Origin of the sequence: Stenotrophomonas sp. HMWF023 (assembly GCF_003060985.1) — a bacterium.
Taxonomy (GTDB): domain Bacteria; phylum Pseudomonadota; class Gammaproteobacteria; order Xanthomonadales; family Xanthomonadaceae; genus Stenotrophomonas; species Stenotrophomonas lactitubi.
Window position 1 is genome coordinate 1 of sequence record NZ_QAIJ01000151.1, and the last position, 3,614, is coordinate 3,614.

Genomic DNA, 3,614 nt, shown 5'->3' on the forward strand with positions numbered 1-3,614 from the left:
GACCTGGCCCACCCCGCCTTCGACAGTTTCCTGCTGCTGTTCGGTAGGTGTGGACCTTGGTCGACACAGTAGATCCACGCATGGCGTGGATGTGGACGGGTCGGCCCCCTTCGCACTGCGAAGGGCTCTGATCCGGTTTGGGTCGCTGGGGTCAGAGCCCTTTGCCGCGCAAAGGGATCTGACCTCGGTGTCGGCCACATGGCTGCCCTGACCCCACCTGCACGTATCAGGCGCGCACAATAGCGGCATGCCTGCTTCCCCCATTGCCGGCGCTGCCGGCGCCAAGAAACCCAGCCTGCGTCAACGCTTCAAGGCGATGCGCAACCTGCCGCCATTCCTGCGCCAGGTGTGGCAGACCAGCCGCGCCCTGACCCTGGCCAGTCTTGGCCTGCGCCTGATCCGTGCGCTGCTGCCGGTGGCGATGCTGTACGTCGGCAAGCTGATCATCGATACCGCGCTGCATCTCAGCCAGCACGATGCCGGCTTCCCGCCGCTGGGTGAGGCCCTGTCCAGTGGGTTGCTCAATCCGCTGCTCGGCCTGCTGGCGCTGGAACTGGGACTGGCCATCGCCTCGGACCTGCTCGGCCGTCTGGTCAGCTACGCCGATGCGCTGTTGTCGGAACTGTTCGCCAACGTCACCAGCGTGCGCCTGATGGAACACGCGGCCACCCTGGACCTTGAGGACTTCGAGGATCCGGACCTGCAGGACAAGCTGGACCGCGCACGGCGCCAGACGATGGGTCGGATGAACCTGATGAGCCAGCTGTTCGGCCAGGTGCAGGATGCGATCACCGTCGCCAGCCTGGCCGTCGGCCTGCTGGTCTACGCACCGTGGCTGATCCTGCTGCTGGCGCTGGCGCTGGTGCCGGCCTTCATCGGTGAATCGCACTTCAATGCGGCCGGTTACAGCCTCAACTTCCTGTGGACACCGGAACGCCGCCAGCTGGACTACCTGCGCCAGCTCGGCGCAAGCGTGGAAACGGCCAAGGAAGTAAAGATCTTCAACCTGCACCGGTTCCTGGTCGACCGTTACCGCAGCTTGTCGGCGGCACTGTTCCTGGCCAACCGCGCGCTCGCCCGGCGGCGTGCGTTCTGGGGCACGCTGCTGGCCGCGCTGGGTACGCTGGGCTACTACACCGCGTATGCCTATATTGCCTGGCGCACGGTGCGCGGCGATTTTTCGATCGGTGATCTGACCTTCCTCGCCGGCAGCTTCCTGCGCCTGCGCCAGTTGCTGGAAGGCCTGCTGATCGGCTTCTCGCAGGTGGCCAGCCAGGCGTTGTATCTGGACGACCTGTATTCGTTCTTCCAGATCGAACCGGAAATCCACTCGCGCAAGGACGCGGTGCGCGTGCCGCAGCCGATCTGCGAAGGCTTCGTGTTCGAAGACGTGGGCTTTCGCTATCCCGATGCCGAGCAATGGGCCGTGCGTCACCTCGATTTCCAGCTGCACGCGGGCGAAGTGCTGGCACTGGTCGGTGAGAACGGTGCGGGCAAGACCACCCTGGTCAAGCTGCTGGCACGCCTGTACGAACCCGACGAAGGCCGCATCCTGCTCGATGGCCGCGACCTGCGCGACTACGACCTGGACGACCTGCGCGCCAACCTCGGCGTGATCTTCCAGGACTTCGTGCGTTACAACCTCAGTGCCGGCGAGAACATCGGTGTCGGCCAGGTGGAAGCGATGGACGACCTCGCGCGGATCACCGACGCCGCCCGCCGAGGCATGGCCGAGGAAGTCATCGCTGCCCTGCCCGGCGGCTACGACCAGCAGATCGGCCGCCGCTTCAAGCAGGGCGTGGACCTGTCCGGTGGCCAGTGGCAGAAGATCGCCATCGCCCGCGCGTGGATGCGCGATGCACAGGTGATGATCCTGGATGAGCCCACCGCGGCGCTGGATGCCCGCGCCGAGTTCGAGGTGTTCCAGCGGTTCAGGGAGTTGGCGGATAATCGCACTGCAGTGCTGATTTCCCACCGCTTCTCATCCGTGCGCATGGCCGACCGCATTCTGGTACTGGCCGATGGCCGGATCGAGGCCAGCGGCACCCACCAGGAGCTGATGGCACAGGGCGGCCGCTATGCCGAGCTGTTCGAACTGCAGGCGGCAGGTTACCGCTGAGAACGCCTCTCGTTCCGCCTAATGAGAACCTGTCTCATTTGAGATAGAATTGTCCCGACGACTTCCGATAGATACGCCCATGTCCTCCGCTTTCGGCGCCGAAACGGTGCTTGAGGTCCGCCACTGGACCGACGCCTACTTCAGCTTCACCCTTACCCGTGACAGCGGTTTCCGCTTCGAGAACGGCCAGTTCGTGATGATCGGCCTGGAGACCGACGCGCGGCCGCTGCTGCGCGCGTACTCCATCGCCAGCGCGAACTGGGAAGAACAGCTGGAATTCTTCAGCATCAAGGTGCAGGACGGCCCGCTGACCTCGCGCCTGCAGCACATCAAGCCGGGCGACAAGGTACTGGTCGGCAAGAAGCCCACCGGCACCCTGCTGATCAGCGACCTGCACCCGGGCAAGCACCTGTACCTGCTGGGCACCGGCACCGGCCTGGCGCCGTGGCTGTCGGTGATCAAGGACCCGGAGACCTACGAGCGCTTCGACAAGGTGATCCTGTGCCACGGTGTGCGCTACGAAAAGGACCTGGCCTATCGCGATTACTTCGAGAAGGAACTGCGCGAGCATGAGTTCCTGGGCGAAATGGTCGGCGACAAGCTGCTGTACTACCCGGCGGTGACCCGCGAACCGTTCCCGAACCAGGGCCGCCTGACCTCGCTGATGGAAAGCGGCGAGATGCAGCGCACCCTCGGCCTGCCCGAGCTCAGCCCGGAAAACGACCGCGCGATGATCTGCGGCAGCCCGCAGATGCTGGCCGATCTGCGCACCGTGCTGGACAGCCGCGGCTTCCAGACTTCGCCGCGCATCGGTACGCCCGGCCACTACGTGTTCGAGCGCGCGTTCGTCGAGAAATAAGCCGGGCTGTCGTAGAGCCGAGCCCACGCTCGGCTGCTCTGCCGGCCGCTGGCCGGCCCTGCTGGAATCACGGGGGATGCCGGCCAGCGGCCGGCATTACCTTCAAAGCAGCGCTTCGATGCCACCGCGCAGTTGCTCCGGCTTGGTGGTCGGCGCATAGCGATCCACCACCTGCCCTTTGCGATCAACCAGGAACTTGCTGAAGTTCCACTTGATGCGGGCGATGCCCAGCAGCCCGCGCTTCTCGTGCGACAGCCACGCCCATAGCGGGTCGGCACCCTCGCCGTTGACCTCGATCTTCTGCGACAGCGGGAAGCTGACCGGGTAATCGATCGAACAGAACTGGCGGATCTGCGCGGCATCGCCCGGCTCCTGCGCGCCGAACTGGTTGCAGGGAAAGCCGATCACCACCAGGCCGCGATCACGATAGTCCTGCCACAGCTGTTCCAGCCCGGTGTACTGCGGGGTGAAGCCACAGCGGCTGGCCACGTTGACCAGCAGCAGCGGACGGCCCTGGTACTGCGCCAGCGCCTGCGGCTGGCCGTCGAGGTCGCGGAAGCTGAAATCGTAGGCGGTGGTCATGGCAACTGGCCTGGGGGCGGTGTTCTCCATGGTACCCGGGCAGCCATCCAGGGG

The 3,614-nt window shown here is 65.3% G+C and carries 3 protein-coding genes; 2 read left to right on the top strand and 1 reads right to left on the bottom strand.

Annotated elements, in window-relative coordinates; translation table 11 throughout:
* The first annotated feature begins 247 nt into the window (after window positions 1–247).
* Window positions 248–2,119 (top strand): ABC transporter ATP-binding protein, encoded by a 1,872-nt coding sequence (locus DBR20_RS08280; RefSeq protein WP_108265843.1) that lies wholly within the window; start codon window positions 248–250, stop codon window positions 2,117–2,119.
* Between the two features lie 79 nt (window positions 2,120–2,198).
* Complete coding sequence (locus tag DBR20_RS08285) at window positions 2,199–2,978, top strand: ferredoxin--NADP reductase (RefSeq protein WP_049466610.1); 780 nt, start codon at window positions 2,199–2,201, stop codon at window positions 2,976–2,978.
* Window positions 2,979–3,080: 102 nt separating this feature from the next.
* On the opposite strand, the gene DBR20_RS08290 is transcribed toward DBR20_RS08285, so the two are convergent.
* A complete protein-coding gene (locus DBR20_RS08290) occupies window positions 3,081–3,560 on the bottom strand; it encodes a glutathione peroxidase (protein ID WP_099821154.1) in 480 nt (159 codons plus the stop codon).
* Window positions 3,561–3,614: the final 54 nt, after the last annotated feature.

Coding starts and splice junctions, on each gene's coding strand:
- DBR20_RS08290 (WP_099821154.1), bottom strand. CDS start 3,560: ATGACCACCGCCTACGATTTCAGCTTCCGCGACCTCGACGGCCAGCCG.
- DBR20_RS08280 (WP_108265843.1), top strand. CDS start 248: ATGCCTGCTTCCCCCATTGCCGGCGCTGCCGGCGCCAAGAAACCCAGC.
- DBR20_RS08285 (WP_049466610.1), top strand. CDS start 2,199: ATGTCCTCCGCTTTCGGCGCCGAAACGGTGCTTGAGGTCCGCCACTGG.